Annotated in this window: 5 protein-coding genes; 1 reads left to right on the forward strand and 4 read right to left on the reverse strand. The window is 58.8% G+C overall.

Features of this window, described 5'->3' with window-relative positions; genetic code table 11:
- The coding region (locus tag HUJ17_RS11420) for an AarF/UbiB family protein (RefSeq protein WP_290510810.1) at positions 1-502 on the reverse strand (502 nt) is incomplete at its 3' end.
- A complete protein-coding gene (locus tag HUJ17_RS11425; RefSeq protein ID WP_290510811.1) occupies positions 499-1,923 on the reverse strand; it encodes a haloalkane dehalogenase in 1,425 nt (474 codons plus the stop codon). The genes HUJ17_RS11420 and HUJ17_RS11425, both read right to left, overlap by 4 nt.
- A gap of 89 nt (positions 1,924-2,012) precedes the next feature.
- Here HUJ17_RS11425 and HUJ17_RS11430 point away from each other — a divergent pair, with 89 nt between their 5' ends.
- On the forward strand, positions 2,013-2,336 hold the full coding sequence (locus HUJ17_RS11430) for an SET domain-containing protein (RefSeq protein WP_290510812.1): 324 nt from the start codon (positions 2,013-2,015) through the stop codon (positions 2,334-2,336).
- 79 nt (positions 2,337-2,415) lie between these two features.
- Here the strand turns inward: HUJ17_RS11430 and HUJ17_RS11435 are convergent, their stop codons facing one another.
- Complete coding sequence (locus HUJ17_RS11435) at positions 2,416-3,093, reverse strand: pseudouridine synthase (protein ID WP_290510813.1); 678 nt, start codon at positions 3,091-3,093, stop codon at positions 2,416-2,418.
- Between the two features lie 91 nt (positions 3,094-3,184).
- On the reverse strand, positions 3,185-5,181 hold a 1,997-nt coding region (gene lon / locus HUJ17_RS11440; protein ID WP_290510814.1), incomplete at its 5' end, for an endopeptidase La.

The following is a 5,181-nucleotide window of genomic DNA, read 5'->3' on the forward strand; positions in this document are numbered from 1 at the left end:
ATTCGATTTTGGCACGAATGCCCGGTTTCTGGATTTTCAGCACCACTTTCTGGCCACGACGGGTAAGGCCGCTGTGCACCTGGCCGATGGAAGCGACGCCGATGGGCTGGGGATCGATACGGGCAAAGGCGCTTTCCAAAGGTTTGCCAAGGGCCGCCTCGATGTGTGGCACCAGCTCCTCATAGGGGATGGCGGTAGCCTGATCCTGAAGCTTCTCGAATTCGGCAATCCAGTCGAGAGGGAACAGGTCTACCCGGGTGGCCAGTAGCTGTGCCAGTTTTACGAAAGTCGGGCCCATCTCTTCCATGGCATGGCGCAGCCGTTCGGCGGTGCCCATACGGAGCATGTCCGGTCGCATGGAGCTGCGCACCAGCTTGCCGGCGTGCTCAGCCGGTGTGGAAAGCCCCAGGCGACGAATCACGTCGGCAAAGCCGTATTTGAGCAGAATGGTGGCCAGCTCATTCATGCGTAACAGATCTTTGCCGGTATGAAGGATGCTCATTGGGCATGTCCTGCTGTGGTTCGCTCCTGGTCCAGCAACTGCTGTTTCAGGGGTGTGCCCCAGTAGAATCCGCCCGGTCCGCCATCGGCGCGGGTAACCCGGTGGCAGGGTACCAGGATCGCCAGGCGGTTCTTGCCCACCGCCTGGCCCACGGCCCGGGCCTGGCTGTTCAGTTGCTTGGCAATGTCACCATAGTGCCGGGTGCTGCCGGGGGGAATGTCTAACAGTGCTTGCCACACCTGTCGCTGGAACGGCGTACCACAAAGATGTAGCGGCGCTGGCGCGGAGTCGGGATGGTCCAGAGTAGCGAGCAGTGTGGGGGTGGGTTGTTCGGTGAGGCTGGCGTCTGGGAAGCGTTGTTGCAGTCTGGCCAGGGCCTGGTCCTTGTCGTCGCAGAAATCGAAGTGGACCAGGCCGTGAGTGGATTCAGCAGCAAGGGCATTGCCATAGCGGCTTTCACCGTAGTACCAGGTCAGTTGCCCCGCATAACTGTCGGACTCATGGAGGCGAGGGCCTGCTGGTGTGACCGCTTGTTCTGTCGTCATTTCCATCGTGAGGGGGCGTAGCCAGCGCTGGATAGCATCGGCAATGGCCTGAGGATTATCTTCCTGCACATAGTGCAGCCCGCGACCGCAATCGGAAATATCCAGGTTGGGAATCTGTTCCAGCAGCCAGCGGATGCGCGCCGGGCCAAGCACGGCCCCCGGTCGAAACCGCAACAGCAACATGGGCTGGGGCATGCTGCCCAGCCCCTTCTCAATGTCCTCGATGGTCTGCCAGGTCTCATCCTTGCGATCATTGATCGGTAGCTGGTTGGGCCAGACATACACCGGGTAGCGGGACTCGCGCTGGCGAAAAGGCCTCTGGTAGATGCGCCTGACGCTGCGGGGCAAGTGACGGATGACGCCGAAAGGCAGCACCATCCTGACAAACAGATTGCGGTTGATAATCAGAAAACGCCCCAGCCGTTCCTGCCGGAAGGCAAAAAACAGGGGCCGCAGGGGCAGGGGGAACTCATCCCAGTCAAAGGTGAACGGGAAGGTTTCCATAAAACACAGGCGGCTGATGGTGTGCGGCTGCTGTTGCGCCAGCCGAAAGCCCAGCGGGCCACCCCAGTCGTGCAGTACCAGGGTAATGTCGGAGAGATTCAGCGCGGCAACAAAGTCTTCCAGGTAGCGGTAATGGGTCAGAAAACGGTAATCGATATCGGGCTGGTCACTGTTGCCGAATCCGATCAGGTCCAGGGCGATGCAGCGATACTGACCGCGAAGCGGCTTGATCACGTTGCGCCACAGATAACTGGAAGTGGGGTTGCCATGGATGAACAGTAGTACCGGTCCTTCACCTTCATCAATATAGTGAAGGCGGTGGCCATTCACCGTGACGTAACGCGATTCAAACGGAAAATCGGCAAAACCCATGACATGCATCCCTTGCATCGAATTTTTCAACTGTTACCGCTTTTCTGGCAAGATGCCATGGCTGTGTCAGTAACGTAAAGTGCGAAAAAATGTCAAAACCCTATCTGCGTGACGATTTACTGGAGGTGCGCCACAGCACCGTCCACGGTCGAGGCCTGTTTGCCAGCCAGCCGATCAAGAAAGGCACCGAGCTGGGGCTTTGCAAAACCAGGGCTGCCAAAAAAGATGGGCCCTATGTGTTATCGCTGGATGACGAGGGCAACGAACGCTACCGGGTACTCTGCGACCTGCGTTTCATCAACCATGGCAAGAAACCCAATGTGGCTTATTACGACGACCTGACCGTGGTGGCGCTGAAGTCCATCAAGGCCGGTGAAGAGCTGCTCCACGACTACGGCGACGATTGGGACTGAAGAGGCAGTTAATAGTTAATAGCTAAAACCTGGATTGGCTGCCACCTATAGGGGCACCGCTTGAGGTGCGAAGCCGGCTTCAGAACGGGCAGGGTGAGGTGAATTCCTGCCAGAGCCCAGTCAGCGGGTGGTTGAAGGCCAGCCACTGGGCGTGCAGCAGCAATCTCGGGCTCAGTGCCTCTATTTCCGGCGGTGCATACATGTCGCAGCCGATGATGGGGTGGCCCAGCTCCCGGCAGTGAATGCGTAGTTGATGGCTGCGGCCGGTAACCGGGCTTAACGCCAGCCGGGTGCGGTTGCGGGTCTCGTCCCGTTCCAGCACCTGATAATGGGTCAGGGCGGGCTTGCCGGTGTCGTAACAGACCTTCTGCAGTGGGCGGTTGGGCCAGTCTGCGATCAATGGTAACTCGATGCTGCCGTGATCGTTTTTTACCAGACCGTCTACCACCGCCTGATAGCGTTTCTTTACCGTGCGTTGCTGGAACAACCGGCTGAGTTGGCTCTGCGCCTGACGGGTGAGGGCAAAGACCATGATGCCCGAGGTGTCCAGATCCAGTCGGTGCACTAGCCGTATATCCGGGTCCTTTCGTGCCAGCCGTCGAATGGCGCAATCCTGATTTTCCGGGGCACGCCCTGGCACACTGAGCAGGTAGGCAGGTTTGTTGATCAACAGGATGTGATCATCCCTGTAGATCGTGCCCACCCGCTCATGGCAGGTGGGCACGATATAGTAGGGTTTGTCGGCGGGGGAATTCATGGGGCAATTCGCCGTTGAGAGTCGCAAGTGTCGAGTGTCGAAGCACCGACCCGGTTTTGCCTTTCGCTACGCATCACTCGCTTCTCGCCACTTATTTTCCCCAGAGAATCGCAAAGACATCGTCATACTGCTTGGCGAAATGCACAGTGAGGCCGGCTTTCAGGTATTCCGGTAGTTCATCGAAATCCCGCTGACAGGCATCCGGCAGAATCACCTCACGAATCCCCACCCGCCGGGCGGCGATGACCTTTTCACGGATGCCGCCCACCGCCAGCACCTGGCCGGTAAGGGTCAGCTCGCCGGTCATGGCCACCTTGCGCGGCAGACGCTTCCCCAGCAGCAACGATAGCAGGGCACTGGCCATGGTGATGCCGGCACTGGGGCCATCCTTGGGCGTCGCCCCTTCCGGCACATGGAGATGAAGAAAGGCCTCATCCAGTCGCTCCTCGCTGAGACCGTAATCCTTCAGATGACTGGCTACATAACTGTAGGCAATCTCAGCGGATTCCTTCATCACATCGCCCAACTGACCAGTGAGTTTGAAGCCTCGTTGTTTGCTGTGTACCTGGCTGGCTTCTACTGAGAGCGTGGCGCCACCCATGGCGGTCCAGGCCAGGCCGGTTACCACGCCCACACCGCGCTGGGTCTTCTCGGTCTGGAAGTAGGGCTGGCCCAGGAAATCCGCCAGGTTCTTGCCGGAGATACTCAGCTTCTTGTCCCCGGCTAGCAGTTTTACCGCGGCCTTGCGGATGATCTTGTTGAGCTGTTTTTCCAGGTTACGGACCCCGGCTTCGCGGGCATAGCCTTCAACGATTTGGCGCAAGGCACTGTCGCTGATGCGCAGCTGGCTTGGCTTCACACCCGCCCGCTCAAGGGCTCGGGGCCACAGATGCTGGCGCGCGATCTGCACTTTTTCCTCGGTGATATAACCGGACAGGCGAATGGTTTCCATGCGGTCCAGCAAGGGGCCGGGAATGCTATCCAGCGTGTTGGCGGTGCATATGAACAAGGCATGGCTCAGGTCTAACCGTTCGTCCAGGTAGTGGTCCAGGAAATCCTGGTTCTGTTCCGGGTCCAGCACTTCCAGCAATGCTGAGGCCGGGTCACCCTGGAAGGACTGGCCCAGCTTGTCCACCTCGTCGAGCATGATCACCGGATTCGCGGTGCCAGCTTCCTTGAGTGCCTGCACCAGTTTGCCTGGCATGGCTCCGATGTAGGTGCGACGATGACCCTTGATTTCCGCTTCATCCCGCATGCCACCCAGGCTGAAACGGTAGAACTTGCGGCCCAGGGCATCGGCGACGGATTTTCCGATACTGGTCTTGCCCACACCGGGTGGCCCCACCAGCAGGATAATGGAGCCTTTGACCTCGCCACGTAGTGCACCTACAGCCAGGAATTCCACAATCCGGTCCTTCACATCATCCAGGCCGCTGTGGTGTGCCTCGAGAATTTCCCGGGCGTGTTGCAGATCCAGATTGTCGTCGCTGTACTGGCCCCAGGGCACATTGGTGAGCCAGTCCAGGTAGTTGCGGGTGACGCCATATTCCGGTGAGCCGGTTTCCAGTACTGACAGTTTCTGCAGCTCGTCGTCAAAGCGCTTTTGTACGGATTCCGGCGGTGCCAGAGCACTCATCCGCTCACGGAATTCCTCCGCTTCGGCGGTCTTGTCGTCCTTGCTCAGGCCCAGTTCCCGCTGGATGATCTTGAGCTGTTCACGCAGGAAGAACTCGCGCTGGTGCTGACTGACTTTTTCGTTGACCTCTTCGGAAATCTGGCTCTGCAGCCGGGCAACCTCCAGCTCTTTCTTGACCAGGGTGAGCACTTTTTCCATGCGCGGTTTCAGCGGCACAGTTTCCAGAATAGTCTGTAGCTCCGAACCGTTGGCACTAGTCAGCGCGGCTGCAAAGTCGGTGAGCGGTGAGGGCTCACTGGGAGAAAAGTTCTGCAGATAGTGGCGCAGCCCCTCGTTATATAGCGGGTTCAACGGCAACAGTTCGCGAATGGTATTGATAATGGCCATGCCAAAGGCGCGGATGGTCTCATCCGCCTCGGCGCGAGGCTCCGGGTAGCTGACCTCGGTCATGA

Source organism: Alcanivorax sp., assembly GCF_014762765.1.
Classification (GTDB): Bacteria; Pseudomonadota; Gammaproteobacteria; order Pseudomonadales; family Alcanivoracaceae; genus Alcanivorax.